This window comes from Pelagibius sp. CAU 1746 (genome assembly GCF_039839785.1).
Lineage (GTDB): Bacteria > Pseudomonadota > Alphaproteobacteria > Kiloniellales > Kiloniellaceae > Pelagibius.
Genome location: NZ_JBDOQT010000002.1, coordinates 770,971 through 796,878, shown reverse-complemented (window position 1 = coordinate 796,878; position 25,908 = coordinate 770,971). Strand labels below are relative to the sequence as shown.

At 68.2% G+C, this 25,908-nt stretch carries 27 protein-coding genes; 13 read left to right on the top strand and 14 right to left on the bottom strand.

Annotated elements, in window-relative coordinates:
• Positions 1-29: 29 nt before the first annotated feature.
• The 4 genes from AAFN88_RS20530 (at position 30) to AAFN88_RS20515 (ending at position 2,434) form a co-directional block, all read left to right on the top strand.
• Positions 30-953 carry an ABC transporter permease gene (locus tag AAFN88_RS20530; RefSeq protein ID WP_347522562.1) on the top strand — a complete coding sequence of 308 codons (924 nt, stop codon included), beginning with the start codon at positions 30-32 and terminating at the stop codon, positions 951-953.
• On the top strand, positions 950-1,744 hold the full coding sequence (locus tag AAFN88_RS20525; protein WP_347522561.1) for an ABC transporter ATP-binding protein: 795 nt from the start codon (positions 950-952) through the stop codon (positions 1,742-1,744). Before AAFN88_RS20530 ends, AAFN88_RS20525 begins: the two co-directional genes overlap by 4 nt.
• Before the next feature lie 79 nt (positions 1,745-1,823).
• A complete protein-coding gene (locus AAFN88_RS20520) occupies positions 1,824-2,048 on the top strand; it encodes an AbrB/MazE/SpoVT family DNA-binding domain-containing protein (protein WP_193369590.1) in 225 nt (74 codons plus the stop codon).
• On the top strand, positions 2,045-2,434 hold the full coding sequence (locus tag AAFN88_RS20515; protein ID WP_347522560.1) for a type II toxin-antitoxin system death-on-curing family toxin: 390 nt from the start codon (positions 2,045-2,047) through the stop codon (positions 2,432-2,434). Before AAFN88_RS20520 ends, AAFN88_RS20515 begins: the two co-directional genes overlap by 4 nt.
• 9 nt (positions 2,435-2,443) lie before the next feature.
• On the opposite strand, the gene AAFN88_RS20510 is transcribed toward AAFN88_RS20515, so the two are convergent.
• Both AAFN88_RS20510 and AAFN88_RS20505 read right to left on the bottom strand, forming a co-directional pair.
• Complete coding sequence (locus AAFN88_RS20510; protein WP_347522558.1) at positions 2,444-3,355, bottom strand: DMT family transporter; 912 nt, start codon at positions 3,353-3,355, stop codon at positions 2,444-2,446.
• A gap of 11 nt (positions 3,356-3,366) precedes the next feature.
• A complete protein-coding gene (locus AAFN88_RS20505) occupies positions 3,367-3,978 on the bottom strand; it encodes a LysE family translocator (RefSeq protein WP_347522557.1) in 612 nt (203 codons plus the stop codon).
• A gap of 222 nt (positions 3,979-4,200) precedes the next feature.
• Here AAFN88_RS20505 and AAFN88_RS20500 point away from each other — a divergent pair, with 222 nt between their 5' ends.
• Positions 4,201-4,509 carry a hypothetical protein gene (locus AAFN88_RS20500; RefSeq protein ID WP_347522556.1) on the top strand — a complete coding sequence of 103 codons (309 nt, stop codon included), beginning with the start codon at positions 4,201-4,203 and terminating at the stop codon, positions 4,507-4,509.
• Positions 4,510-4,574: 65 nt separating this feature from the next.
• On the opposite strand, the gene AAFN88_RS20495 is transcribed toward AAFN88_RS20500, so the two are convergent.
• Both AAFN88_RS20495 and AAFN88_RS20490 read right to left on the bottom strand, forming a co-directional pair.
• Positions 4,575-5,087, bottom strand: coding sequence for a hypothetical protein (locus tag AAFN88_RS20495; RefSeq protein ID WP_347522555.1), 513 nt, complete (start codon positions 5,085-5,087; stop codon positions 4,575-4,577).
• 97 nt (positions 5,088-5,184) lie between these two features.
• Positions 5,185-5,421, bottom strand: a complete 237-nt coding sequence (locus tag AAFN88_RS20490) for a hypothetical protein (RefSeq protein ID WP_347522554.1) — start codon at positions 5,419-5,421, stop codon at positions 5,185-5,187.
• A gap of 403 nt (positions 5,422-5,824) precedes the next feature.
• Between AAFN88_RS20490 and AAFN88_RS20485 the strand changes: the two genes are divergently transcribed.
• On the top strand, positions 5,825-6,556 hold the full coding sequence (locus tag AAFN88_RS20485) for a hypothetical protein (protein WP_347522553.1): 732 nt from the start codon (positions 5,825-5,827) through the stop codon (positions 6,554-6,556).
• Between the two features lie 159 nt (positions 6,557-6,715).
• Here the strand turns inward: AAFN88_RS20485 and AAFN88_RS20480 are convergent, their stop codons facing one another.
• On the bottom strand, positions 6,716-8,401 hold the full coding sequence (locus AAFN88_RS20480; protein WP_347522552.1) for a thiamine pyrophosphate-binding protein: 1,686 nt from the start codon (positions 8,399-8,401) through the stop codon (positions 6,716-6,718).
• 131 nt (positions 8,402-8,532) lie between these two features.
• Between AAFN88_RS20480 and AAFN88_RS20475 the strand changes: the two genes are divergently transcribed.
• From AAFN88_RS20475 to AAFN88_RS20460, 4 genes are all read left to right on the top strand, one after another.
• Positions 8,533-10,974 (top strand): mechanosensitive ion channel domain-containing protein, encoded by a 2,442-nt coding sequence (locus tag AAFN88_RS20475; RefSeq protein ID WP_347522551.1) that lies wholly within the window; start codon positions 8,533-8,535, stop codon positions 10,972-10,974.
• A 127-nt stretch (positions 10,975-11,101) separates the two neighbouring features.
• Positions 11,102-12,751: an ABC transporter substrate-binding protein gene (locus tag AAFN88_RS20470; protein WP_347522549.1), complete on the top strand. Its 1,650-nt coding sequence runs from the start codon at positions 11,102-11,104 to the stop codon at positions 12,749-12,751.
• 147 nt (positions 12,752-12,898) lie between these two features.
• On the top strand, positions 12,899-13,321 hold the full coding sequence (locus tag AAFN88_RS20465) for a rhodanese-like domain-containing protein (RefSeq protein ID WP_347522548.1): 423 nt from the start codon (positions 12,899-12,901) through the stop codon (positions 13,319-13,321).
• Between the two features lie 59 nt (positions 13,322-13,380).
• Positions 13,381-14,574: an O-succinylhomoserine sulfhydrylase gene (locus AAFN88_RS20460; protein ID WP_347522547.1), complete on the top strand. Its 1,194-nt coding sequence runs from the start codon at positions 13,381-13,383 to the stop codon at positions 14,572-14,574.
• Positions 14,575-14,691: 117 nt separating this feature from the next.
• Here the strand turns inward: AAFN88_RS20460 and AAFN88_RS20455 are convergent, their stop codons facing one another.
• The 4 genes from AAFN88_RS20455 to AAFN88_RS20440 all read right to left on the bottom strand — a co-directional run bounded on the left by AAFN88_RS20455 (position 14,692) and on the right by AAFN88_RS20440 (position 18,156).
• Positions 14,692-15,096, bottom strand: coding sequence for a hypothetical protein (locus AAFN88_RS20455; RefSeq protein ID WP_347522546.1), 405 nt, complete (start codon positions 15,094-15,096; stop codon positions 14,692-14,694).
• Positions 15,097-15,117: 21 nt separating this feature from the next.
• The gene (locus tag AAFN88_RS20450; RefSeq protein ID WP_347522545.1) at positions 15,118-16,005 is read right to left on the bottom strand and encodes an ABC transporter substrate-binding protein; all 888 of its coding nucleotides are present in this window, start codon (positions 16,003-16,005) and stop codon (positions 15,118-15,120) included.
• Positions 16,006-16,148: 143 nt separating this feature from the next.
• Positions 16,149-17,093, bottom strand: coding sequence for a DMT family transporter (locus AAFN88_RS20445; RefSeq protein WP_347522543.1), 945 nt, complete (start codon positions 17,091-17,093; stop codon positions 16,149-16,151).
• Positions 17,094-17,106: 13 nt separating this feature from the next.
• Positions 17,107-18,156, bottom strand: coding sequence for a cobalamin-independent methionine synthase II family protein (locus AAFN88_RS20440; protein ID WP_347522542.1), 1,050 nt, complete (start codon positions 18,154-18,156; stop codon positions 17,107-17,109).
• A gap of 148 nt (positions 18,157-18,304) precedes the next feature.
• Here AAFN88_RS20440 and AAFN88_RS20435 point away from each other — a divergent pair, with 148 nt between their 5' ends.
• Positions 18,305-19,309: an NAD(P)-dependent alcohol dehydrogenase gene (locus AAFN88_RS20435; protein WP_347522541.1), complete on the top strand. Its 1,005-nt coding sequence runs from the start codon at positions 18,305-18,307 to the stop codon at positions 19,307-19,309.
• A gap of 13 nt (positions 19,310-19,322) precedes the next feature.
• Here the strand turns inward: AAFN88_RS20435 and AAFN88_RS20430 are convergent, their stop codons facing one another.
• The 4 genes from AAFN88_RS20430 to AAFN88_RS20415 form a co-directional block, all read right to left on the bottom strand.
• Positions 19,323-19,946 (bottom strand): sulfotransferase family protein, encoded by a 624-nt coding sequence (locus AAFN88_RS20430; RefSeq protein WP_347522540.1) that lies wholly within the window; start codon positions 19,944-19,946, stop codon positions 19,323-19,325.
• A 112-nt stretch (positions 19,947-20,058) separates the two neighbouring features.
• Positions 20,059-20,763 carry a glutathione S-transferase C-terminal domain-containing protein gene (locus AAFN88_RS20425; protein ID WP_347522539.1) on the bottom strand — a complete coding sequence of 235 codons (705 nt, stop codon included), beginning with the start codon at positions 20,761-20,763 and terminating at the stop codon, positions 20,059-20,061.
• Positions 20,760-21,989, bottom strand: a complete 1,230-nt coding sequence (locus AAFN88_RS20420) for a CoA transferase (protein WP_347522538.1) — start codon at positions 21,987-21,989, stop codon at positions 20,760-20,762. Before AAFN88_RS20420 ends, AAFN88_RS20425 begins: the two co-directional genes overlap by 4 nt.
• Before the next feature lie 105 nt (positions 21,990-22,094).
• Positions 22,095-22,721, bottom strand: a complete 627-nt coding sequence (locus AAFN88_RS20415; RefSeq protein ID WP_347522537.1) for an ABC transporter substrate-binding protein — start codon at positions 22,719-22,721, stop codon at positions 22,095-22,097.
• 85 nt (positions 22,722-22,806) lie between these two features.
• Between AAFN88_RS20415 and hpnA the strand changes: the two genes are divergently transcribed.
• Complete coding sequence (gene hpnA, locus AAFN88_RS20410) at positions 22,807-23,799, top strand: hopanoid-associated sugar epimerase (protein WP_347522536.1); 993 nt, start codon at positions 22,807-22,809, stop codon at positions 23,797-23,799.
• A gap of 133 nt (positions 23,800-23,932) precedes the next feature.
• Positions 23,933-25,072, top strand: coding sequence for an adenosyl-hopene transferase HpnH (gene hpnH / locus AAFN88_RS20405; protein ID WP_347522535.1), 1,140 nt, complete (start codon positions 23,933-23,935; stop codon positions 25,070-25,072).
• On the opposite strand, the gene AAFN88_RS20400 is transcribed toward hpnH, so the two are convergent.
• Positions 25,055-25,777 carry a purine phosphorylase gene (locus tag AAFN88_RS20400; protein ID WP_347522534.1) on the bottom strand — a complete coding sequence of 241 codons (723 nt, stop codon included), beginning with the start codon at positions 25,775-25,777 and terminating at the stop codon, positions 25,055-25,057. The genes hpnH and AAFN88_RS20400 overlap by 18 nt on opposite strands.
• Positions 25,778-25,908 lie beyond the last annotated feature (131 nt).

Sequence of the window (25,908 nt, the reverse complement as noted above, 5' to 3'; positions counted from 1 at the left end):
ACTGCGCGGCCAGCCGTGCGGCGAATGACATGAACCTAGTCTCCTTCCTCGGGGCGATCGAGATCGGCTTCGTCTACGGTCTCGTCGCCCTGGGGGTCTACCTCTCCTTCCGTATCCTGAATTTCCCGGACCTGACGGTCGACGGCAGCTTTCCGCTGGGCGCTGCGGTGGCGGCGACGCTGATCATCGCCGGGGTCGATCCCTACCTGGCGACGGGGCTGGCCGTGGTCGCCGGGATGCTGGCCGGGCTGGTGACGGCCATCCTCAACCTGCGCTTCGGCATCCTGCACCTGCTGGCCTCGATCCTCACCATGATCGCGCTCTACTCGGTGAACCTGCGCATCATGGGGCGCCCGAACCTGGCGCTGATCACCGAGCCCACGGTGCTGACGCCCTTCGAGGGACTGGGGCTTTCCGGGCTCTACCTGAAGCCCATCTTCGGCGCCGCGGTCATCGCCGTGGTCGCGGTGATGATCGGCTGGTTCCTGATCACCGAATACGGCCTGGGCATGCGCGCCACCGGGGCCAACCCGCGCATGGCCCGCGCCCAGGGCATCGCCACCGCAAAGGTGACCGCCACCGGCATGGCGCTGTCCAATGGCATGGTCGCCCTGGGCGGCGCACTTTTCGCCCAGATGAACGGCTTCGCCGACATTACCATCGGCACCGGCACCATCGTCGTCGGCCTGGCCGCGGTCATCGCCGGCGAGGCGATTTTCCGGGTGCGCGGCGTGATCATGGCCGTGGCCGCCTGCATCTTCGGCTCCATCGTCTACCGCCTGGCCATCGCCTTCGCGCTCAATGCCGATTATCTGGGCCTGACCTCGGCGGACCTGAACCTGGTGACCGCCGTGCTGGTCGCCCTGGCGCTCATCCTGCCGGGCGCGCGCAATCCCTTCAAAGCGATGCTGGCGCGGCGCAATGCCGGCAGCGGGGGGGGAGGCGGCGCATGATCCGGGTCGAAGACCTGAAGGTCACCTTCAGCCCCGGCACGGTGATGGAGACCCGCGCCCTGCAGGGCGTCTCCACCGAGATCGCCGCCGGCGAGTTCGTCACCGTCATCGGCTCCAACGGCGCCGGCAAGTCGACGCTGCTGAACTGCCTGACCGGCGAGGTGCAGCCGACCTCCGGGCGCATCGTCATCGACGGCACCGACGTGACGTCTTGGCCGGCCCCGAGCCGTGCGGCCCTTGCCGCCCGCGTCTTCCAGGATCCGCTGGCCGGCACCTGCGAGGGCCTGACCATCGAGGAGAACCTCGCCCTGGCGGCTTCGCGCGGTTCGCGCCGCGGCCTCGGCAAGGCGCTGACCCTCGCCCGGCGCGACGAGTTCCGCGACAAGATCGCGCGCCTGGGCCTCAACCTGGAGAACCGCCTCGGCGACCGCATGGGCCTGCTCTCCGGCGGCCAGCGCCAGGCGGTCAGCCTGGTCATGGCGACGCTGAGGCCGACCAAGATCCTGCTGCTCGACGAGCACACCGCCGCCCTCGACCCGCGCATGCAGAACTTCGTCCTGGAGCTGACCCGCGACCTGGTGGAGGCGGAGAAGCTGACCACCCTGATGGTCACCCACTCCATGCGCCAGGCCCTCTCGCTGGGCAGCCGCAGCCTGATGCTGCATGAGGGCGAGGTGGTGCTGGACGTGTCGGGGGAGGAGCGCGCGCGCCTGCAGGTCGGCGATCTCATGGCCCTCTTCGCCAAGGTGCGCGGCGAGGAGCTGGACAGCGATTCCCTGCTGTTGAGCTGATCTGCCAGCCGAAATTATACAGATGTATAATTATATATCTGTGATACGATGATCCTTCCACCTTCGGAGGGCGAGCGCCATGGGCGACTCTGTAAAGATCCGTAAAATCGGGAACTCCCTGGGGGTCACGTTGTCGGAGCAGGTCCGCGAGATGGGGCTGAAGGAAGGCGACAGCCTCTTCGTCGTGAAAACCCGAGACGGCATCGAACTGACGCCTTACGACCCGGACTTCGCCGAGGCGCTGGACGCGGCCCGCGACTTCATGCATCGCTACCCCAATGCCATGAAGAAGCTGGCCCAGTGAGCGAGCCGCGCTGGCTGACCCTGACGATGGTCCATGCCCTGCACAGCGAGTCCGTTGCCCGCTTCGGCGGCACGGACGGCACCCGCGACGCGGGCCTTCTGGAATCCGCCCTGGCGCGGCCTCAGCACAGAGCGGCCTATGAAGAAGGGGTGTCGCTCTTCGCGCTGGCCGCCGACTACTGCCTGGGCATCGTGAAGAACCATCCCTTTTTGGATGGCAACAAGCGCAGCGGCATCCTGGCGGCGGCGACCTTCCTCTCGCTTAACGGTTACGACTTCCGGCCGCCGGAGACCTCGGTCGTCCAGATGATTGTCGCCTTAGCTGCGGGCGAAGCGGATGCCGAGGCGCTGACCGCTTGGTTCGAGGAGTTCTCCCAGGCGCGTTGACCTGCCGGCTTAAGGCCTAACCTTCGCCGCGGCCTGCACCGGCTTGTGGCGGCGGGCGAGGTAGAAGGCGCCGCTGCAGATCATCACCGCCCCGGCGACGGCCGCCGGGCGCGGCACCTCGTCGAAAAAGACCAGGCCCAGCAGCGCGGCGAAGACCAGGCCAATGTACTTGATGGGCACCAGCTTGGCGGTCTCGGCCATCTGGAAGGCGCGGATGTTGCAGTACTGGCCGACGATGGCGACCGGCCCCATGGACAGCAAGATCAGCAGGTCGTGCGGCGGCAGGCGCTGCCACAGCCAGGAGGTGGCGACCAGCAGACCCAGGCAGGCGCTGCCGTTGACCATGGTCAGGGTGCGTCTGGGGGTGTCGTTCACCGCCGCGAAACGCAGCAGCACCACCTCGGAGCCCCAGGCGAAGGCTTGCGCCAGGGCGGCGGCGGCGCCCAGGGAAATCCAGCCCGGCGCGCCGGGGTCGGGCCCGGCGACGATCACCGCGCCGGCCAGGCAGACGCTGCCGGCGGCGAAGTCGCTGGTGGTCACCCGCTCGCGCAGGAAGACCGCGGCCAGGGCCACGGCGAAGACGCCGTTGGTCATGGCGATGGCCTGGGCGTTGGCCAGCGGGATGTGGGTCACGGCATAGGTGCCGAAGGCGACGGAGCCGACGCCGCAGCAGGCGCGCAGGGCGTGCATGAGGTTCAGCCGCCGCTTGGAAGGCGCGGTGACCTGCCTCACGCCCTCGGCCGGCCCGTAGGCGCCCAGGAAGAACGGCAGGACCGTGAGGAAGCCGGCGAAGTAGCGCAGGAAGGCCACCTGCGGCGGCGGCACCGCGCCGCTCGTCAGCTTCGGCAGCATGAACATGAAGGCGAAGAGGAAGGCGCCCAGCGTGGCCCAGCCCATGGCCTTGATCAGATCGCGGGGCATGAAGGGAGGCGCTAGCGGGTCGCGATGGCGGCGGCGGCACCGGCCATGACGCCGGCGCTGAGGCGGTTCACGGCGCGCACCGCCCGCGGGGTGCGCAGCAGCCGGCGGGCTTGGGCGGCCAGCAGGGCCCAGCCCAGGTCGACGGCGGTGAGTACCGCGAGCATGGTCGCCGTCAGCTCGGCCCAGCCGGCCAGGGTGATGGTGCCGAGGTCGATGATGGCGGGCAGCAGGGCCAGGTAGAACACCATGATCTTCGGGTTGCCCAGGGTGACGGCCATGCCGGCGGCGAAGAGCCTGCGCCCCGACCGGGCGGCCGGCAATGCCGCGTCACTCACCTCCGCCGGCGCGAACCACATGCGCCAGGCCAGGTAGAGCAGGTAAGCGACGCCCAGGTACTTGATAACGGTGAACAGCACCTGCAGGCTCTCGGCGATGGCGGCCAAGCCCCAAACGGCGAGCGACAGCCAGATCGCTTCGCCGATCCACATTGCCGCCAGGAAGGGCAGCACCCCGCGCCAGCCGCCGGTCAGCACGCGCGCGACCAGGGCGGCGATGCTGGGGCCGGGCGAGCCGGCCGCGACCATCAATGCGCCGGCGAAGATCAGAAGCGAGGAGAGTTCCAAGGCCGATACTTTGCGTTGTGGGCCTTGGAAGATAGGGACTGCCCCCCAGGGACGGCAACTCACTTTCGCCTGATCGGGCTCATGGCTGCCATGCAGGCGCTAGCCAAGGCAGATGAAGATTGGGGCCGTCGGGTGCAGGGCTAGTTGGGGGGAAGCCTGCCCGCCACGGTTGTGATAGGTTCGATCGCCGCCGGCGAGCGGCCTTCGCACCGGGGGCAGAGCATGGATCAGACGAAACGGGCGGCGTTGATCGCCAAAATCAAGGCCATCGGCGGTTCCGATGAAAGCGACCATGAAGCGGTCGTCGGCATCGAGGACTTCTTCGAGGGCAACGACGATCTCGGCTCGATCGGAGCGAACCTGCCGCAGCACCCGGGCCTCGCGCGTTTCCGCGAGGTGCTCTCGTCGATCCGCGACCGCGCCGGCGTCTCCGATCTCGTTATTGCCATCTGGGAAGTCCAGCCCGAGACGCTGCGGCCCAGCCCGGAGCTGGAGCCGGGGCATCGCCTGCTGGCTGTTTGGTGGGACTGAAGTTGCCTCGCCCGCCGAAGCGGGAGCGGCGTCCCAATTCTTGTCGCCCGGGCGGCTTTGTCTGCTTACGGGGCCAAGCGGGAAGCCTCGCTTGGGTGCCGGGCCTGCGCGCTCTGTTCCAAGTGCGGCCCCAGGGTGATGTTGCTGCCGGTCGCGCCGGTGATCCCGGCCGCGGACCTGACCGTCGGCTCAGGCGCCGGGATCGCCGCGCGTCTCGTGTCCTGGAAGCGCCACTTGTAGAGGAACGTACCGCCGATACAGTCGGCCCTGCGCCGATGGAAGCGGCCGCCTTGCATTCCGAGCCCCGATCGGCAGGAACGGTAGCGCTCCGCCGCTTTCTCGGCGGTTTCGGCATCGGTCAGCATCATGACCACGGCGCGGTAGCCGAACTCCTCGCGCGTGACACAGGTGTCGGCGTCTTCGCCGGTCGTACCGGCGTGATCCAGACACTCTGCGACGATGAAAGCCTGAATGAGAGGGGGGACCGGGATCGCGGCATCCGGCCACTTGATTTCGTTGGCGGCCAAGGCGGCGCCCGGCACGAGAACCAGCAGAGCTGCTATTAGCGGAAAACGCATAGCTCCCTCCTGCTTGTCGGAACAACTTAGCAGAAGGGGCGGCTGAATTCACGGGGGAGGACGTGCCGCGGCTGGAAAGGCCCGCGAGCGGCTGGAGCTAGGACTGGTCTTTCTTCTTCTTCAACTCGTCGCGCAGGCGCTGCTGGAACTTGCCGCCGTCGGTGCGGGTTACCAGGAACTGGCGCACGGCCTCGCCCGCCGACTCGCGGTCGTAGGGCTCCCAGCCGTCGACCTTTTCCAGGAAATGGTTGAGGGCGGCCGGGTCGAGACGCCCGCGCAGCCGGGCAAGCTGGCGCAGCAGGGCGCGGCGGGGATCGTCGGAATTGTCGGCCATAGGTAAGGAACCTGCTCCTGCACTCGCGAAGCGCCGGCGGGATCGAGCGCCGCAGCGCCCCTTTTTTGTCACCCCGGCGGCTGTGCAGCTTAGGGCGGCAAGCGGTAAGCTTCGGTTAACGGGCCCGGACGCCGCCGCGCGCCGGGCCGGCATCCTTCCTAGAGGTCGATCCGCTCCGGCGAATGGGGCTGTGGCTTGCCTGGCCCTTGAGGCGGTGGTAGAAAAAACACCGATCACGAATAAAGAACGTGCGATTTCAGTTGGTTAGGTCTTGGCGCCGGCCGGCGGCCGATAGCGGCCCTTCAGCAGCGGAAGAGGGCAGGTCTCGGGCGCCGCCTGGCGGTGCCGGCAAGCCTCGCCACGGAATGAGCTAGAAACTTGATGCAAAGGCGTTAATCGGAACATGTCTCTCGGACTGCATGAAAACCGGCAGCGGCGGCGCCGCCGCTTCTGGTGGGGCGTCACCAAGTGGTCCCTGGCCCTGTTGCTGGTCATTGCCGCGGGCGTCTACTCCCACCGTTTTGGGTCCCAGCTCGCCGAGCGCGAAGTGGTGAAGGCGAACGAACGGATCGCCGCCCTGGAGACGGAGGTCGGCGGCCTGGAGCAGCAGAGCGCGGCGCTGGCCACGGAGCTTGCCAAGGCGCGCAAGGTTATCTCCTCCTGGGAAGCGCGCTACCAGCGTGAGGTGCCGACGGGGTTCGTGCGCGAGATGATGCAGCTGGTGCAGGAAAAGCTGGAGGCCGGCGCCAACGAGGAGCGCCTGGCTTTCCTGGTCTCCGCGGCGGACAGCCCACGGGTCTGCGACGAGCACCCGGAGACCAAGCGTTTCATCGTTTCCACGGAATTGCAGAGCGGCGGCGCCAACGACGCCGTCAGCTTCGGCGAGCGTACCATCACCGTGACCGCCGTTGGCGAGGCCTCGCGCGACGCCGGCGGCAACCTGGAGGCCTGGTACGATCCCGAGAAGCCGGTCACCGTCACCTTCACCTATCTGGGCGGCAAGACGGTGACGGCCGAAGGGGCCCTGCCGCTGCACCACTCCGTGGTCTCCGGCGGCAACGAGTTCCGCTTCACCGCGCTGCCGGGCGCCCGCGGCTTCCTGACCGTCACCGCCGACCGCTGCAACTACCCTTAAGAATTCATTCGATCGTCGTGCTCGGGCTTGTCCCGAGCATCCAGGGCAACAGCTCAGCCAGCCACCCTGGACCCTCGGGACAAGCCCGAGGGTGACGGCAGCAGTGAGTGGCGGCGCTTTGGCGATTGCTGCGGACCGGTAACGTGATCGTGCCGGAAACTACGTCGCCTGGGCCTGGGCCTGGGCCTTGGCGCGCAGGCCGCTGAGGGTCGCGCTGGGCGTGATCGCCTCGGGGTCGAGGCGCAGTTCCAGCAGGGCCGGCTTGCCGCTGGCCTGGGCGCGCGTGAAGGCCTCGGCGAAGTCCGCGTCCTTTTCCACCACCTCGCCATGGGCGCCGTAGGCGCGCGCCAGGGCGGCGAAGTCCGGGTTCACCAGATCGGTGGCGCTGACCCGGGCCGGGTAGTGGTTTTCCTGGTGCATGCGGATGGTGCCCAGCATGCCGTTGTTGACCACGATGACGATGATGTTGAGGCCGTACTGCACGGCGGTCACCAGCTCCTGCCCGTGCATCATGAAGCAGCCGTCGCCGGCGAAGCAGACCACCGGACGGTCCGGGTGGACGGCCTTGGCGGCCACCGCCGCCGGCAGACCGTAGCCCATGGAGCCGGAGGTCGGGGCGAGCTGGCTGCGGAAGCGGCGGTAGCGGTAGAAGCGATGCACCCAGCCGGTGTAGTTGCCGGCGCCGTTGGTGACGATGGTCTCCGGCGGCAGGGTCTCGCGCAGCCAGTCCATGACCTTGCCCATCTGCAGCTTGCCGGGGATCTCCGTCGGCGTGTTGTGGGCCAGGTAGTCGGCGCGCGCCGAGGCGGTCCAGTCTTGCCACGCGCCACCGTCGAGCGGCGCCATCTCGCCCAGCGCCCGCACGAAGGCGGCGCCGCCGGCCTGGATCGCCAGGTCGGGGCGGTAGACGCGGCCCAGTTCCTCCGGATCGGGATAGACGTGGACCAGCGGCTGGTCGGGGTTGGGGATCTTCATCAGGCTGTAGCCGCTGCTGGTCATCTCGCCGAAGCGCGAGCCGAGCAGGATCAGCAGGTCGGTCTCGCGCACCCGGGCGGCCAGCTTGGGATCGATGCCGATGCCGACCTGGCCGACGTAGCTCTCGTGGGTATTGTCGAAGTAGTCCTGGCAGCGGAAGGAGGCGGCGACCGGCAGGCCGGCGGCGCCGGCGAAGGCCTCCAGCCCGGCTTTGGCCTCGGCGCTCCAGCCGCCGCCGCCGGCGACGATCAGCGGCCGCCTGGCCCGCTCCAGCCGCCGGCGGAACTCCGCCATCAGGGCCGGGTCCGGATAGCCGGCGCTGGCGTGGTAGGGCTTGGCGATCAAGGGGGCGGGCACCGGCGTCGAGAGCATGTCCTCCGGCAGGGCCAGCACCACCGGCCCCGGGCGGCCCGAGGTGGCGGTGTGAAAGGCGCGGCTCACCATTTCCGGGATGCGCCGGGCGTCGTCGATCTCGGCCACCCACTTGGCCATCTGGCCGAACATGCGGCGGTAGTCGATCTCCTGAAAGGCCTCGCGCTCGGTCATGCCGCGGCCGACCTGGCCGATGAAAAGGATCATCGGCGTGGAGTCCTGGAAGGCGACGTGCACGCCGGCGCTGGCGCTGGTCGCCCCCGGCCCGCGCGTCACGAAGCAGATGCCCGGGCGCCCGGTCAGCTTGCCGTAGGCGTCGGCCATCATCGCCGCGCCGCCTTCCTGGCGGCAGAGATGGTAGGTGATCTCCGGGGTGTCGTGAAGGGCGTCGAGCACCGCCAGATAGCTCTCGCCGGGCACCCCGAAGGCGCGGTCGACGCCCTCGGCCGCCAATTGATCAACCAGGATTCTGCCGCCGTTGGCCAGATTGCTGCTCATGGGGTTCCGTTCGGTGATCTCTGCCCTCTGTGGTCTTCAGACTAGAATAAGATCGGGCGGTTGCAAGGGCAGCTTTCTCTGACTTAAGTCGGCATGGTAGGTATTTCTGGTTTCCGGGAAGGATCGCCGCTTTGCGCCTGCTCATGCTTCGCCTGCTTGTCCTGACGATTCTCTGCCTGGGCGCCGCCGCGGCAGGGCCCGCCGCTGCCCAGGTGTCCGAAGGGCAAGCCGCGATCGAGCAGTGGACCCACCGGCTCGACCTCATCGAGCAGCAGTTGTACCGCGCCGACACCACGGCGGAGAGCGCGGGAGGATTCCTGGAAGCGACCGGGGAGGTGCGCGGGAAGGCCGAAGCCCTGATCGAGGCGATGCAGCCTGAAGTCGAGGCCAGGGAGCGCCGGCTGGCCGCCCTCGGCCCACCGCCGGAGGAAGGTCAAGGCGAAGAGGCGCCGGAAGTCGCTCAGCAGCGCCAGGCGCTGCAGATGGAACTGCAGCAGGTGAAGGCGCTCATCACCCAGGCCAACCTCGTCATCGTCCAGGCCGACGAGTTGGACAAGCTGGTCGGCACGCTCACGCAGCGCAAGCGCTTCGAAGCCTTGTTCCGTGCCTATCCGGCGCCCTGGGCGATGGAGAATTGGCGTACCGCAGGGCCCGAGTTCTTCTCGATCATCAACCAGATCGCGCGCTCGCCGGTCGCCTGGTGGCAGAACCTGGAAGCCGAGGAACGCCGCAGCAAGGTGTCGCTGCGCATCGGCCTGCAGTTGCTGCTGGCGATCGCGGCGGGCTGGCTGCTGCGGCGCTGGCTGCTGGGGCGCTACGGCCGCGACCCTTCGGCGAGCCAGCCGAGTTACAGCGCACGGCTCTTGGCCGCCATCGCCAGCGCCGTCGCCCGCGGCATCATTCCGGCGTTGGTTTTCGCCGGGCTGCTTTATGCCGCGAGGCCGCATTACGAGGCCGACGCTAGCCTGTTCTGGACCGTGGTCACCACCTTCCTGGCGGTCATGGTTTTCTTCAGCCTCGCCTGGGCGGTGCCCTATGCGGTGCTGTCCCCCGACCTGCCGCAGTGGCGGCTGCTGCCGGTCACGCCGGACAACTCGCGCCGGCTGGGCTGGCGCTTCGCCTTGCTGGCGGGGCTCTTCGCCGCGGCCATCTTCCTCTTCGAGGCGCAGAAGCAAATCGGCGTCAGCGATGCTTATTTCTCGCTGTCGACCTTCATCGTGATCCTGGTGCTGGCCTTGCCGGTCATCGACATCTCGCGCCAGCGCTACTGGCGGCGCGAATTGATCTCCGGGGAAGCCGAGGCGGCGGAGGCCGGGACGGCCGGCGAAGCCGCAGCGGGCGAAGACGAAGGCAGCGTGCCGGAGTCCGCTCTCTGGCGCTTCCTGCGCCGCCTGATCGCGCCCATCGCCCTGGCCGGCATCGTCGCGGCCTTCTTCGGTTACGCCGACCTTGCCGATTTCCTCATCTCCAATCTGCTGCTGAGCATCCTGATCCTGGTGGCGATGGCCATCCTGCGCGGCTTGGTGCGGGAGCTGATCGGCGCGGCCATGCGGTCGAATGCCGTGAGCAACGTGCTGGGACTGGCTCATGTCCTGCGCAACCGTTTGAAGTTCTGGCTGCGGTTTCTGCTCGACACGGTCCTGGCGATCGCCGCCCCGGTGCTCATCGCCTCGATCTGGTTTGCGCCTTTCGGCGAATACTGGGCGGAGGCCCGCCGTCTGGCCTCCGGAATCACGATCGGCGGAGTCACCATCTCCTTTTCCGATATGGTCGTGGCCTTGGCGGTATTCGCCGTCCTGCTGGCGCTGACGCGCCTCGGGCAGCGCTTTCTGACCAATCGGGTCCTGCCCAATACGGGCTTCGATATCGGCGTGCAGAACTCGCTCTCCGCGGGTCTCGGATATATCGGCGTGATCGTCGCCGCGGCCTTCGGCATTTCCGCCCTGGGTATCGACCTCTCCAACATCGCGCTGATCGCCGGCGCGCTCTCGGTCGGCATCGGCTTTGGCTTGCAGGCGGTCGTCAGCAATTTCGTCTCCGGCATCATCCTGCTTATCGAGCGGCCGATCAAAGTCGGCGACTGGGTTCTGGTGGGCGGCAACGAGGGCACGGTGAAACGGATCACGGTGCGCTCGACGGAGCTCACCACCTTTCAGCGCGCCTCGGTGATCATTCCGAACTCCGAATTCATCTCGACCTCGGTGATCAACTGGACCCACAAGGACACCTACGGCCGCATCGAGATTTCGATCGGCGTGGCCTACGGCTCCGACGTCGAGAAGGTACGGGAGGTGCTGCTGGACTGCGCCAACCATCACGAAAAGGTGCTGACCTCGCCGGAGCCGCAGGTGCTGTTCGTGAACTTCGGCAACAGCAGCCTGGACTTCGAGTTGCGCTGCTTCACCAACGAAGTGAGCTATCGCCTGATGATCTCCAGCGATCTTCGCTTCGCCATCGACAAGGCGTTCCGCGAAGCCGGCATCGAGATTCCCTTCCCGCAGCATGTGATCCACTTCGCCGACCAGGCAAAGCTGCCGGAACCCGGCCGCTCCGAAGCGGGGCCGCCAGCCTAGACTTGGCTTTCCGGCCCCGCCTATCATATCGCCTCAGGGTAGGGCTGGTTGGCGGAGTCTCCCGCTGGACATACGGCGGTCGGGAGGCCGCATGGGTTTGGCCTCTGCCACAGGAAGTGAGGCCGGGATGTGCGAAGAGCGCCTGCATCCACTGATCGATCAAGCCGGCGGGCTGCTCGCTGCCGGGCGGCTGAGGCGCCGCGATTTCCTCCGTCTGGCGACGCTGCTGGGCCTTTCGGCGGGCGCTGCGGCGGCCCTGGCCGGAGGACCGCGCCCGGCGGCGGCACAGGCGCTGCGGCCCCGGCGCGGCGGCCGCCTGACCCTGGGCGGGCGGGTGCACGCCCTCGGCGACCCCCATGCCCTGGCCTGGCTGCCGCCGGCCAGCCTGGTGCACCAGGTCTGCGAACCCTTGACCCGCACCGGCTTCGACAACATCACCCGTCCGCATCTGCTGTCGCACTGGCAGGTGGCGCCGGATCTGAAGACCTGGGACCTCTTCCTGCGCGACGACGTGACCTGGCGCAACGGGCGCCGCTTCACGGCGGACGATGTCGTCTGGAACCTGCGCCGCATCCTCGATCCGGCGACGGGATCCTCGGCCCTGGGCCTGATGAGCGGCTACATGCTGGAGGAGAAGCTGCAGGACGGCGCGGTCACCCGGCGCCTCTGGGACGCCAGCGCGGTGGAGAAGGCCGGCGACTTTCACGTTCGCCTCAACCTCAAGCAGCCGCAACTGGCGGTGCCCGAGCACCTCTTCCACTTCACCAACGTCATGCTGGATCCGGAGGAGGGCGGGCACTTCGGCATCGACAGCAACGGCACCGGCGCCTTCCGGCTGGTGGAATGGCAGGTCGGCGAGCGCGCTGTGCTGCGGGCCCGCGAAGGGGCGGGACCGCGCGGCGCCCTGCTGGACGAACTGGCGGTCATCGACCTGGGCGACGAGCCCGTCGCGGCCAGCGGGGCACTGGTTTCCGGGCAGGTCGACGGCCTGGTGCGCTGCGACTATGCCGTCGCCGAAACCCTGGCCGGACGGCCGGGCCTGACGGTCCACCGGACCCGTACCGCCGCCACCGCCATGCTGCAGATGAAGGTCGACCGGCCGCCTTTCGACGATGTGAGGGTGCGCCGCGCCATGCGCCTGGCCATCGACGCCGCCGAGGTCACCCGCCTGGCCCTGCGCGGCTTCGGGGAGCCGGCCGAGCACCACCTGGTGGCGCCGGTCCATCCCGGCTATGCGCCGCTGCCGCCGCTGGCGCGGGATCCGGCCGCGGCCAGGGCCCTGCTGGCCGAGGCCGGCCACCCCGAGGGGATCGACATCACCATCACCTGCAAGAACTGGCCGCAGTGGGAACTGGACGCGGTCCAGGTCATGGCGGCTCAGTACGCCGAGGCCGGCATCCGCTGCGCCACCGAGGTTCTGCCGCCGCCGCGCTTCTGGGAGGTCTGGGACAAGGCGCCCCTGGCCTTTGTCGAGTGGGCGCCGCGGCCCCTAGGCTTCATGCTGCTGGACCTCACCGTGCGCTCCGGCGTGCCATGGAACACCACCGGCTTCGCCGATCCGCAGATCGACGCACTGCTGCAGCGCGCCGGGGCGGAGGTCGACATCGCCGCGCGGCGGGAGGTGATGCGCCGCATCCAGATCAGGATGCAGGAAGTCGGTCCTATGGTGCAGCCGTCCTGGCTTTCCGTGGTCACGGTCATGTCCGACAAGGTGGGCGGTTTCCGCCTGCATCCGGCCACGCTGCTCTTCGCTGAGGACTATTTCCTCAAATCTTGAGTTATTTCATGGGCAGGCTGCATTTCCTGGTGTGAAATAGGTGGTTGCGTCTGCCGTCCCGAGGCCTAAACTCGCCGCCCCGGCAGACGGCCGGATCGAACGACAGGCCGGCGCCGGGACAAGGGGCCGGAAGAGGGAGAGCGAAGCATGAACGAAGGCTATGCAGGCGACCTGCGTCCGGCGGAGGCCTGGGAGCTGTTGGAGAAGGATCCCAAGGCGGTGCTGGTGGACGTGAGGACGCTGCCCGAGTGGGGTTTCGTCGGGGTGCCGCGCCTTGACGGCATCGGCAAGGAGACGCTCTGCGTTTCCTGGCAGGTCTTTCCGGACATGGCGCGCAACGAGGGCTTCGTCGAGGAGGTCGCGGCCAAGGGCGTGGGCAAGGACCAGCCGGTGCTGCTGCTCTGCCGCTCGGGCGCGCGCTCACGCTCGGCCGCCATGGCGCTGACCGCCGCCGGCTTCGGGCCCTGCTACAACGTGGCCGAGGGCTTCGAGGGCGACCGCGACGGCGACATGCACCGCGGCAGCGTCGGCGGCTGGAAGGTTGCCGGCCTGCCCTGGGCCCAAGGGTAAGGACGAGGGCTAAGAATAAGCGGGCCGGAATTTCCCGGCCGACATCGAAGAACAAGATCATGCCGAAAGACACCACCACGACCCGCCGCTGGCGCCCGCAGACCGAACTGGTGCGCGGCGGCCTGGCGCGCAGCCCCTTCGAGGAAACCAGCGAGGCGCTCTACCTCACCTCGGGCTACGTCTACGCCACCGCCGAGGAGGCCGAGGCCGCCTTCAAGGGCGACAAGGAGCGCTTCGTCTATTCGCGTTACGCCAACCCCACGGTCTCCATGTTCGAGGAACGCCTGCGCCTCATGGAGGGCGCCGAGGCCTGCCGCGCCACGGCCAGCGGCATGGGCGCGGTCTTCGCCTCCCTCATGTCGCAGCTCAAGGCCGGCGACCGCCTCGTCGCCTCGCGCGCGCTCTTCAGCTCCTGCGCCTACATCATCTCCGAGCTGCTGCCGCGCTTCGGCGTCGAGAGCCAGCTCGTCGACGGCACCGATTTGTCCGCCTGGGAGCAGGCCCTGGCCAAGGGCGCCAAGGCGGTCTTCATGGAGACGCCCTCCAACCCGACGCTGGAGGTGATCGACATCGAGGCGGTGAGCGAGCTGGCCCACGCCGCCGGCGCCACGGTGGTGGTGGACAACGTTTTCGCCACGCCGGTGCTGCAGCGCCCGCTGGAGCTAGGCGCCGACGTGGTGGTCTACTCCGCCACCAAGCACATCGACGGCCAGGGCCGCACCCTGGGCGGCGCGGTGCTGTGCAGCAACGCCTTCATCGAAGACCATCTGCAGATGTTCTACCGCCACACCGGCCCCTCCATGAGCCCCTTCAACGCCTGGGTCATGGTCAAGGGCCTGGAGACGCTGGACATCCGGGTGGCGCGCCACTGCGCCAACGCCCTGGCGGTGGCCGAGTTCCTGGAGCGGCAGCCCGGCGTCACGCGGGTGCTCTATCCGGGTCTGCCCAGCCATCCGCAGGCCGAGCTGGCCAAGCGCCAGATGAAGGGCGGCAGCACCCTGGTGGCCTTCGAGGTGGAGGGCGGCAAGGCCCGCGCCTTCCGCCTGCTGAACGCGCTGCGGCTGATCGATATCTCCAACAACCTCGGCGATTCCAAGAGCCTCGTCACCCACCCGGCGACGACGACGCACCAGCGCTTCTCGCCCGAGGCCCGCGCCGAGCTGGGCATCAGCGACGGCACCCTGCGCCTCTCCGTCGGCCTGGAAGACGCCGCCGACCTAGTGGAAGACCTGGAACAGGCGCTGAAGGTCTAGGGCACTCTCCACCTGTCACCCTCGGACTTGTTCCGAGGGTCCATGGCTGCCGCTTGGCGGCCGGCCTCTGCCATGGATGCTCGGGTCAAGCCCGAGCATGACAAGCCAAGTGTTCGGCTAGGTGCGTTGCGACCGGGTTTGGCGCCTGAATGCGTGATAAAGGCGGCGGATGGTCAGAAAGTGCTCATCGCGACCGCTTTCGGTCAATGTCGCGAGTTCTTCGTCTCCCAAAGCAGCGCAGACGACGTTGCACATGGCAATCAATGCACAAAGCTCTTCTTGTGTAAGCAAGCCCAATTGGCCGGGGTGATCCAATCGATCAGACAGATCTCTGAGGTTCTTATCTGAAACGCCGATCAAGGCCATGTAGCTGGCTATCGCTGCGCCATCAAACCCGCCGAGTTCCCGGATGGCCGACCTGACGTTCCTTAGATCGATATCGTCGAAGCCCGCAGTCGAGGCGTCATAAGGGACGCGAACCGCGTTTCGATCGTTGCCGAAGGCGTCGTAGTCCTCACTCACTCCAGTCACCCTCGCCTTAATTTACCCCTGTGGCGGCTTCACGCAGACCTGATCGTAGGCGTAGCGCTGCTTGATCAGGCCGTTGTACTCGAAGACGTCGAGCGTCACTTCGTAGGCCGCCTCGATGATTTCCACGTGCGGGGTCCAGCAGCCGAGCTTCTGATAGGTGGCGATGCAGTCGGCCAGCACCGCCTCGTCGATCTTCGGGAAGTAGGGTTTCTCCGCCCTGGCGATCTCGGCGGCCGGGGTCTCGTTCATGTAGGCGCGGGTCTTCTTGTAGGCGCGCACGAAGGCCTTGGCCATGTCGGTCCGCAGCCACTCGCGCGTCGCCGCCAAACTCGAGAAGCCGCAGGGGCCGATCTGCGGGCCGACCTGGGCCACCACGTGGCCGATGCCGTCGGCCTGCAGCTGCTGGGGGAAGGGACCCTGCTGCTGCACGTAGAGCCCCTGGCCCTCGCGGAAGGCCTTGTCGATGTCGGCGGCGCCGCCCGGCGTGACCGGCTTGATCCTGTCGAAGTCGATGCCGGCCTTGTGGCAGGCGTAGTTGAACATGGCGCGCGGCTGGCCGCCCTTGAACATCACCACCTCGGCGCCTTCCAGCTTGTCCCAGGTGAAGTCGGGGTCGGCCTCGCGCCCGGTGATGAAGAAGCCGTCCATCTCGTTGACCTGGGCGAAGTGCACCACCGGCGGGGTCTTGCCCTCGTTCAGCGGCCCGAAGGCCTGGCTGAGCGCCGACTGCACCACGTGGGCGGTGCCGTCCTGCAGCGCTTGGATGGCGGAGACGCCGGGCTGAGCAACGGACCACTCGGGATCCAGCCCTTCCTCCTTCAGGAAGCCGCCGGACATGGTGGAGATCAGCGGCGAGTAGAAGGCGGAAAACAGCGTGAACTGGATGTTGATCTTTTCCAAGGCGAGATCCCCCGAATTGCGAAGACGGCTGCACGGACGGCAGCCTTGCCCTCAGCCTAGCCGCGCGCGGCGCCCCGGTTCAAGGCAGCAGGCCCGATATCTGTCGGCGCCGCCGCATAACTGATGGCCTGGAGTCGCTGGCGTTACAGGGCAGGCGGCGCTGTACGCCGGATCTTGCGTTGGTTGGCGATCTGCCAGATCAGATAGCCGACGATCGCGGTCAGGACGATGGCGCCGCCGACGATCGTGCGCGGCGTCGGCGTCTCATCGAGGACCAGCCAGACCCACAGGGGCCCTAGGATCGTCTCGGCGGTGCCGAGCAGGGCGGCGAAGGCGGAGGGGATGAGGCGCGCCCCTTGCGTGAAGAGGGCCATGCCGAGGCCGAGGGTCATGCCGAATACGGCAAGGATGGGCAGTTGCCAGCCCGCCACCGCCACGCTGCCTGCCGTCGCGAGGCTCATGGCCAGCGCCACCGCGCAGCCGATGGCCGACCCGGTGCAGACCGCTGGCGTCATGCGGATGCCTGACTTGCGCCGGGTGATGACGGTCGCGGTGGCGACGGAGAACGCGATGAGCAGCGCGAGGCCGTCCCCGACAGGCGACACCCGTCCGGTCAGCGAGTCCGAGACCATCACCGCGACGCCGGCGATCACCGCGGCGATGGCGAGGCCGGTCACCAGCCGCAAGGGTTCACCGAACAGCACGCGGGAAATGAGCGCGGCGATGAGCGGCACGCCGGCCTGCATCAGCAGCACGTTGGCCACGGTGGTGAACTGCAGCGCGACGACGAAGGACGTCGAGGCGATGGCGAAACAGAGGCCGACGGCGAAGCCCGCAGGCCCCATGCGGGCGAAGAGCGCGGCAGTGCCCGCCCGCCCGTCGCGCAGCAGCATGAAGGCGAGCAGGAACAGCGTCGCCGTGCCGGCGCGCCAGAAGATGGTGGTCCAGGGATTCTCGACCTCGGCAAGCCGCGCCAGGATGCCGCCCAAGCTCCACACTACGGCAGAGGCGAAGACCAGCCAGGGGCCGAGCGGATGGCTCTCGTGGTCCGGTGCCGTGAGCGTAGGCTGATCGAGGGTCCGGGTCATAGGCGCCTTGCGGCTAGACGCTCTTCGCCGCTTGGCCCAGCACCTTCAGCTTCTTCATCGCCAGCTCGCGGCCCAGGTGCCCCAGGCCGCAGTCCGGCGCGGCGACGAGGCGTTCGGGCGGCAGATGCTCGAGGGCGGCCTTGAGGCGCTCGCGCACTTCCTCCACCGTCTCGACGCGGCTGCGGGCGATGGCGATGACGCCGAAGATCACCGTGGTGTTCTGAAAGAGGTCGAGCAGCGAGAGGTCGTTGGGACGGTGGGCGTCCTCGATGGAGATGGCATCGACGACGGACTCGTCGACGGCCTGGGCCAGGTCGAAGTAGGCGCGCGGGTCGGCTTTGGCGTAGTCCTGCTGGTCCAGGTAGTTGGGGTAGCCGCAGCACATGTGCATGGTCTTGATGACGCCGTCCGGCACGCCCTGCCAGCAGCGCGCGATGTTCTCCAGCCCGTAGTCCAGCGCTTCCTTGGGCTTGCGCGCGAAGAGCGGTTCGTCGATCTGGATGTGTCTGCAGCCGGCCTCGGCCAGGGCCAGAACCTCCTGGTTCAGCGCCTCGGCCAGGTCGCGGCCGAGGGCGATGGGGTCGCCGTAGTGCTCGTCCGCCGTGGTGTCGGTGATGGTCATGGGGCCGGGCAGGGTCATCTTCACCGGGCGCTCGGTGAAGGACTGCGCCAGCTTCCAGTCGCCGGGCAGGAAGGGGGCGCGTGCCTTGACCGGGCCGCGCACCGTCGGCAGGTCGGTCTCGTAGGCGCCGCCGCGCAGCACCCGGTGGGTCAGGTGCTCGAAGTCGAAGCCCTCCAGGTGGCGGCAGTGGTAGTGCACGTAGTTCTCGCGCTTCACCTCGCCGTCGGTGGGGATGTCGATGCCGCAGGCGACCTGGTCCTCGATCACCTCCTTGACGCCCTGGGCGATAACCTTCTCCGCCTCGGCGCCCAGCTTCGCGACGGCTTGCACGTAGTCGCGCGTGGCGACGCTGGAGTCCATGGCGCCCGGGTCGAACCAGTCGGGGATCTTCACCGACTTCGGCTTGGGATAGGCCCCGATGGTGGTGGTCAGCAAAGGCATCTCTACTCTTCCCCCCGGAATCGCTCCCAAGGCTTTAGCAGAGCTTGGCGCGGGCCGCCAGGGAAAGGGCCCCCATTGCGGCCCCCCATTGCGGCTGGGCCGCGTCCGGCTATGATCGGCGCTGTCTTTAGAGAGGGAGGAGTCGAGAATGCGCGCCTGGCAGATCCAAACCACCGAGGGCCTGGACGGGTTGAAGCTGGCGGAGGTCGGCCTGCCGGACCCGGGCCCCGGCGAGGTGCGGGTGCGCCTGCGCGCCAATGCCATCAACTACCGCGACCTCAGCGTGATCAGCGACCCGGTGGCGCGCGACGTCGAGCTGCCGCGCATCCCCAACTCCGACGGCGCCGGGGAGGTGCTGGCGGTGGGGCCGGGCGTGAGCGGTTTCGCGCCGGGCGACCGGGTTGCCGGCTGCTTCTTCCAGAACTGGATCGACGGGCCCTGCACGGCGGAAGCCATGGCCTCGGCCCTGGGCGGCGAGATAGAGGGCGTGCTGGCCGAGGAGCGCAACCTCCGGGCCGACGGCCTGGTGAAGATCCCCGACCACCTGAGCTTCGCCGAGGCGGCGACGCTGCCCTGCGCAGCCTTGACCGCCTGGCGCGCCCTGGTGCCGGTCGGGAAGCTGAAGGCCGGCGACACGGTGCTGCTGCTCGGCACCGGCGGCGTCTCTATCTTCGCCCTGCAGTTCGCCACCCTGATGGGCGCAAGGGTCATCATCACCTCCTCCAGCGACGAGAAGCTGGCCAAGGCGAAGGCGCTGGGCGCCTGGCAGACGGTGAACTACCGCGCCACGCCGGACTGGGAAAAGGCGGTGCTGGAGATGACCGAAGGCCGCGGCGTCGACCTGACCGTGGAGGTGGGCGGCGCCGGCACCCTGGAGAAGTCCATCGCCGCGACGCGCATCGCCGGCACCATCGGCTTCATCGGCGTGCTTTCCGGCGGTGTGGTCAACCCGCGCCCGATCATGAGCAAGTCGCTGACCGTGCAGGGCATCTACGTCGGCTCGCGCAACCTCTTCCGCGACATGAACCAGGCCATCGCCGCGGCGGAACTGCGCCCGGTCATCGACCGCAGCTTCGCCTTCGACGACGCGCCCGAGGCCTACCGCACCATGAAAGCGGCCGGCCACTTCGGCAAGCTGGTCATCGAGATCTAAATCCCGGGGCAGTCTAGCTTCCGGTCAGCGCCTTGAACTGCTCGGCGTCGTTGAGGCGCGGGAAGGGGCCGTCGGGGACCGGCACAGCGAGGAAGGCGCAGAGCGGCGCCCAGCCTTCGCGCACGTCGAAGACCAGCAGCCGTTCCGCCGGGATGGTCCGGCGCACCTCCGCCTCGTGCGCCCGGAACACCGCCTTGGCATGCTCCGGATCGTCGGCGCGATCTCCGAAGACCTTGGTGGAGACCAGGGGGGCGCCCATTTCCAAGGCCGCGCGGACGGGCGGCACGGTAATCTCGTCCTTCGCGGCGATCAGCTTCAGAATGGTGTTGCTGAAGCTCGCGTACCAGGAATCCACGTCGCGGGTGCTGAGCAGGACCTTGGCTTCGGGGTAAGCTGCGGCCAGTTCGCGCCAGAAGTAGGCCGAGGGCCAGTCGACGGTCGCACGATAGCCCGCCAGGAGTTCGTCCCAGTCGACCGCGGCGCCGGCGGTGGCCTGCTTCCAGGCGGGAATCTGTTCGGGATGGGCGAAGACCTCCGCCATGTGGTGGCAGGGGCCGAAGCCGAGCTGTTCCAGCGCGCCTTTCAGCGACAAAGTTCCGGTGCGCCCGAAGCCGGCGCCGATGACCGATAGCCCCATGATCTAACCCCCTTCGTTGCCGCGACCCCCGGGCAAGCGTCGAGGATCGCCAATCGGCGCAGGGTGTGCAACTGACCCCAGGTTGTCGACGGCGGCTGCCGAGAGGGGCGGCCTAGTTTTCCGCGCCCTTCAGGTGTCGGGCGCCCTGATTGAATAGCAGGGCGTTGTTCTCGGCGGTGTGCTGGCCGCGGTTCTGGCGGTCCTTGTAGAGGTCGATGGCGCGCTGCACGGCCGGGCGCTCCTTGATGCGCCGGCGCCAGGCCGCAACTTTCGGGAAGTCGTCGAGCGAGGAGCCCAAAGGCTTGGCGATGAAGACCCAGGGAAAGGCGATCATGTCGGCGATGGTGTAGGCCTTGCCCAGGATCCAGTCGCGGTCTTCGAGGCGCCGTTCCAGCACCGCCAGATTGCGCTCGTATTCCCCGAGGTAGCGCTTGAAGCCGTAGTCCTGGCCTTCCGGCGCGTAGTTCTTGAAGTGGCTGAGCTGGCCAGCCATGGGCCCCTGGTTGCCGACTTGCCAGAACATCCATTCCAGCAGCTCCTTACGCGCCAGCGGCCCTTGGGGCAGGAAGCGCCCGGTCTTCTCGGCCAGATAAATCATGATGGCGCCGCTCTCGAAGACGCTGACCGCTTCGCCCTCGACGTCATGGTCGACGATGGCCGGCATCTTGGCGTTGGGGCTGATGGCCAGGAACTCCGGCTTGAACTGGTCACCCTCGGCCAGCTTCAGCAGGTGCGTGGTGTAGTTGAGGCCCAGTTCCTCCAGCAGGATGGCGACCTTCCAGCCGTTGGGCGTCGGGGCGTAGTAGAAATCGATCATGCCGCGTCCTCTCCGGTACCCTGGGGGCCGGCACGCTTGGGTTCGGCGGCGGCGCCGGCCTCGATCAGGGCCTCGATCTCGGCGGGACTATAACCGGCCTCCGCCAGGATCTCCCGCGTCTGGCCGCCCAGTGCCGGGGCGCCGAAGCGGTGCTCGTTGGGCGTGGCGGAGAACTGCGCCGGATTGCGCGCCTGGCGCAGGCGCCCGGCGGCGGGGTGATCGTTCTCGAAGACGATGCCGTTGGCCTGGACCTGCGGGTGGCGGATCGCCTCGCGCCGGGTCAGCACCGGGGCGCAGGGCACGCCGGCGGCTTCCAGCCGGTCGATCCATTCGGCGGTGGTGCGCTCGCGCAAGACCTCCTGGGTCAGCTCCAGGCGCGCGTGCTTGTGCCTGTCGAGGCTCTCGGAGTCCTGGAAGCGCGGGTCCTCGGTCCATTCCGGCCGCTCGGCGGCCTCGGCGAGGCCGAGCCACTCCTTGTGGCGCATGACCGCGACGGAGATGTAGCCGTCCTTGGTCTCGTAGATCAGGTCGATCCAACTCTGCGCCGCCTCCTTCTCCATCTCGTCGCCGACGAAGGTGTGGCCGCCCATGTCGGAGCTCCAGAGGAAGGCGAGCACGGTGTCGAGCATGGAGAGGCGCACGTGCTGGCCCTCGCCGCTGCGGCTGCGGGCCAGCAGCGCGGCGCAGACCGCCTGGGACATGGCAAAGCCGGTCAGCTTGTCGGGCAGGATGGTGCGCACCAGGCGCGGGCGATCCTCGTCGGAGCCGGCCTGCACGGTGGTCAGGCCGCTCAGCGACTGGATCAGAGGGTCGAAGACCGGCTTGCCGGCGAAGGGGCCCTCGAAGCCGAAGCCGGCGATGGAGACGTAGACCAGGCGCGGGTTGATCGCCCTGAGGTCCTCGTAGCCCAGGCCCAGGCGGTCGGTGACGCCGGGGCGGAAGTTCTGCAGGAAGACGTCGGCCTCGCGCACCAGGCGCTTCACCGCTTCCAGGCCGTCCGGCGTCTTCAGGTCGAGGGCGATGGAGCGCTTGTTGCGGTTGTTGTTGAGGAAGGAGGCGGAATAGCCGTTGCGGCGCGTCGCCACCTGGCGGGTGTGGTCGCCGCCCCTGGGCATCTCCACCTTCACCACGTCGGCGCCCTGGTCGGCCAGGATCATGCTGCCCAGCGGCCCCGACACCATGGTGGTCAGATCGACGACCCTGAAGCCGTCCAGCGGTCCCGGCATGGATTCTCCCTTTCCGTCCCTTCGTGGAGCTTGCGCGCGTCCTCCTATATAAGGGGAAGGGGGGTCCGGCGCCAAATCCACACGCAATTGTGTCGGACTGGGGGGTTATTCCGCGGCGAAGCCGGCGGTCTTGTCCTTCAAGGTCCGGATCAGGGCGTCGATGCCCAGCTTCCTCAGGATGCTGCTGTATTCGCCGCGCCGTGCCGCCAGTTCCGAAGCGGTGCCGCCCAGGATGGTGTCGACGATGCGCCAGGTCCCGTCGTCCCGGGGCTGCGTCAGGTAGTTGATCTCGACCGCCTCGCCGTCGCTCTTCACGATCCGGTTGCGCACCAGGACCGCGCCGCGCCGGGCCTCCTGCTCGCCCAGAACCTCGAAGCGCTCGCCGCCGAAGCCGTCGAAGCGGTGGGCGAAGACGCCGACGCTGTAGTCGGCGAAGGCCTGGGTGAAGGCCGATTGCTGGGCGTCGCTGATGCCGGACCACTGGTTGCCCAGGGTGATCCGTGCCATGGCCGGGAAGTCGAAGACCTCCGTCAGCACCGGCTCCAGCTTGGCATAGCGCCCCTCGAAACCCAGTTCCTCGGCTTGCCGCATGGTTTCCAGCAAGGCGGCGTTCAGCCGCTCCACCGTAGCGCTGGGCGTTTCCGCGGCCTTTGCGGTGGGCGCCAGCAGAAGCAGCAGGGCCAGAAGGAAGGTCTTCGGCAGGGAGATATTCATCGATGTCGCCGTTTTCATGCCTCCTCAGATGTACGGTCGCCGCCGCCCCATGCAAGAAATTTGTGGTTTGTGATCCCGCTGGGGGAGGCGCAAGCTGATCCCCATGACTATTCTCGTCACCGGGGGCACCGGTTTCGTCGGCTCCGCCGTGGTGCGAGCCCTGGTTGCCCGTGGGGAAAGGCCGCGCTGTCTCGTGCGGCGCGGCAGCGACCACCGCAATCTGGACGGCCTGGATATCGAGGCGGTCGAGGGAGACTTGACCGACGGCGAGTCCCTGGCGGCGGCGGTCAAGGGCGCCAAGGTCCTGTTCCACGTCGCCGCCGACTACCGCATCTGGGTGCGCCGGCCCGAGACCATGCTCCATACCAATGTGGCGGGCACCCGGCGGCTGATGGAACTGGCGCTGCGCCAGGGGGTGGAGAAGATCGTCTATACCTCCTCCGTCGCGGTGCTGGGCAAGGCGGCGGCGGGCGCGCCGGCGGACGAGGAGACGCCGGTTTGCCTGGATGACATGATCGGCGTCTACAAGCGCTCCAAGTTCCTGGCCGAGGAGGAGGTCCGCCGCCTGCAGCGCCAGGCCGGACTGCCGGCGGTGATCGTCAATCCCTCCACGCCCATCGGCCCGCGCGACGTGAAGCCGACCCCGACCGGGCACATGGTGCTGGCCGCGGCGCGGGGCCGGATTCCCGCCTTCGTCGATACCGGCCTCAACGTCGTCCACGTCGACGACGTCGCGGCGGGCCACCTGGCGGCCTATGAAAAGGGCGAGACCGGCCAGCGCTACGTGCTGGGCGGCGAGAACCTGGGGCTTGGGGAGATCCTCCGGGAAGTCGCGGCCCTGCGCGGAGCCCCGGCGCCACGGCTGCGGCTGCCCCGCCGCCCGCTGTTCCCCCTGGCCTACGCCGCCGAAACCTGGGCGCGGATGGCCGGAGGGCGGGAGCCGTTGTTGACCGTCGACGGCCTGAAGATGGCCGCCAAGCCGATGTATTTCTCCAGCGCCAAGGCGCGCCGCTGCCTCGGCTACCACCCCCGGCCCGCCAGGGAGGCCCTGCGGGACGCGGTCGGCTGGTTCGAGCAGGCGGGCTACCTGGCCTGACGGAGGCCGGGCGGGGAAGGTGCCCCTAAATCCCCACAGCCTGTGGGGTGGTGTCGCAGCGCAAAAACGTTAGACTGGGGCCCGGAAAAACGGTATTTGCCTGCGATTCCCCTTATGTCTCCGGAGTGACCCCTTGGCGGTTCCCCTTATTCAGCAGTTGCGCGTCGGCGCCTATATCATGAAGCAGCGCCTGAAGGGCAACGGCCGCTATCCGCTGGTGCTGATGCTGGAGCCGCTGTTCCGCTGCAATCTGGCCTGCCCGGGCTGCGGCAAGATCGACTACCCCGAGGAGATCCTCAACCGCCGGCTCTCGGTGGCGGAGTGCATCGAAGCGGCGGAGGAGAGCGGCGCGCCGGTGGTTTCCATCCCCGGCGGCGAGCCGCTGATCCACAAGGAGATGCCGCAGATCGTCGCGGAGCTGGTGAAGCGCAAGCGCTTCGTCTACCTCTGCACCAACGCCCTGCTGCTGGAAAAGAAGATCGGCGACTACACGCCCAGCCAGTACCTGACTTTCTCCATCCACCTGGACGGCCTGGAGGAGGAGCACGACCGGGCGGTCGACCAGAAGGGCGTTTTCAAGCGCGCGGTGAAGGCCATCGAGATGGCGCGCGACCGCGGCTTCCGGGTGAACGTGAACTGCACCCTCTTCAACAACGCCAAGCCCGACGAGGTGGCCGAGTACCTGGACTTCGCCCGCGACCTGGGGGTCGAGGGCGTGACCATTTCGCCCGGCTACGCCTACGAGCGCGCGCCCGACCAGGAGCACTTCCTCAGCCGGCGCGGCACCAAGGAGCTGTTCCGCGAGGTCTTCCGCCGCGGCAAGGGGCGCAAGTGGCGCTTCTCCCAGTCCAGCCTCTTCCTCGACTTCCTGGCCGGCAACCAGGCCTACGAGTGCACGCCCTGGAGCAACCCGACGCGCAACGTCTTCGGCTGGCAGCGGCCCTGCTATCTGCTGAACGAGGGTTACGCGCCGAGCTTCAAGGCGCTGATGGATGAGACCGAGTGGGAGAGCTACGGCACCGGCAACTACGAGAAGTGCGCCAACTGCATGGTCCACTGCGGCTATGAGGGCACGGCGGTGGCCGACACCGTGGCGCATCCGCTGAAGGCCCTGAAGGTGGCGCTCAGCGGCGTCTCCACCGAGGGCGAGATGGCCCCGGAGATCGATCTCTCCAAACAGCGCCCCGCCGAGTACACCTTCGAGGAGTTCGTCGCCGAGGCGGTACAGCAGAAGCCCGAGAAACCGGGTTCCTCCTCAGAAGCGGCCGAATAACACCTCTTTCACGTCTTCCAGCATGCGCAGGCGGGCGAGCGCCAGCTCGGTCTGGCGCGCCAGCCTGAGGGTCGCCGGAATCTCCGCCGGCCGGCGCAGCAGCGCCGCCAGCGCGCGCGCCACATCGGGCCGCCCGTCCGGCTTCACGGCATTCTCCACCAGCGCCGGCAGGCTGTCTTTGGCTCTGTCGGCGATGGCGCGCACCGCCAGGAAGGGCAGGCCGGCCTCCGCGGCCGCGCCGGCCACGGCGACTGATTCCATGTCCACTGCCAGACAGCCACTGTCCGCGAAAGCCGCCGCCTTGTCGGCCGGGTTGCGCAGCGTGCGCGGGCTGCCCAGGATCGCACCCTCCCGGTAGAGCAGGGCATTGTCCTGCATCGCCGCGACGAGCTGGCCGCGCCAGGCGGCGTCGGTGATGTAGTCTGTCCCCTCGGGGTCGCGCAGGCCGTGGGCGACGATCAGGTCGCCGCAGTCCAGTTCGCCCGCCAGAGCGCCGGCGATGCCGAAGCTCAAGAGCGCCTGGCAGCCGTTGGCGATGAGCTCGGCGCTCCGCTCGGCGGCCCGTGCTGCGCTGGCGCCGGCGCAGAGCACCTCGGCTTCCAGGGTCGCGTCGGCGAGCAGAGCCGCGGCGATCTCGCTCTCGGAAGCCAACCCGGTGACGACACCGATCTTGCGGGAGGTTGCAGCCTGTGGGGCAGGGGCCACCGGGTTAGCCCGGAATTCTCAGGCTATGGCGGCGCGTCATCGCGTCAGGAAGCCCGTTCGGCAGGAGAAGTCCGAAAAGCGTAGCAGGGACTACGGTTGAGGGCTTCGACGCAGCGAGCGGGCTTCCTGAC